2 protein-coding genes are annotated in these 585 nt (G+C 42.4%); one reads left to right on the top strand and one right to left on the bottom strand.

All coding sequences use genetic code 11. The features are described 5' to 3' along the window. Positions 1-373 (top strand): hypothetical protein (locus tag A3762_RS27460; RefSeq protein WP_197469176.1); only part of this gene is annotated, 373 nt, incomplete at its 5' end. Positions 374-381: 8 nt separating this feature from the next. On the opposite strand, the gene A3762_RS09760 is transcribed toward A3762_RS27460, so the two are convergent. Next, positions 382-585, bottom strand: a 204-nt coding sequence (locus tag A3762_RS09760; RefSeq protein WP_068755204.1) for a DUF599 family protein, incomplete at its 5' end; no start/stop codon positions are given.

Below are 585 nucleotides of genomic sequence, written 5' to 3'. Positions count from 1 at the left end.
GTGGACTCCTCGCTATACCTACCTCTACAAAGACAATCTTCTTGGCATTGCGCATTATGGCGGTCTGTCTTATTTCAACAAAGATGGTGCAAATGCAGCTGGCGCGACGTTTCGTTATGGCAAAGGTAAAAAAGGCGAAAAGTATAATATTGCGTATACCAATGGCTCATTTCATTGGGGTGTAGACTTTGGGTTTTCTTGGCACGTCTTAAATGCTGAAAACAATGGGCGTCGAATGGAAGGGATCGAACAACTCGGCTTAGAACTGGGCATTCGCTATCGTATGGTGACGATTGTTGCGACGCATACAGAAGATTATTCTTGGGCTACGTTAGGCTTTTCGCTTAATGGCATGCCATTCTTCGAATACTGACTTTCAGTCTAAAACTTAGGTGTTTGCGAAAAATCGATCGCTTTACTTTGCATCAAGGTTTTGAGTGTAGAAGATTTAAATTCTCGTTGATACAACACGAATACCACGCTTGTTGCCGCAGCCATAAATGCAATCGGGCTAATGAACCAAGCAAGTACTGAAATTGAAAAGTAATACGTTCGTAGGCCCATATTAAAATTATGCGCTGCCAT

This window comes from Oleiphilus sp. HI0125 (assembly GCF_001635355.1).
Note: the sequence above shows the minus strand (reverse complement) of the source record. Positions and strands in the feature narration are given on the sequence as shown.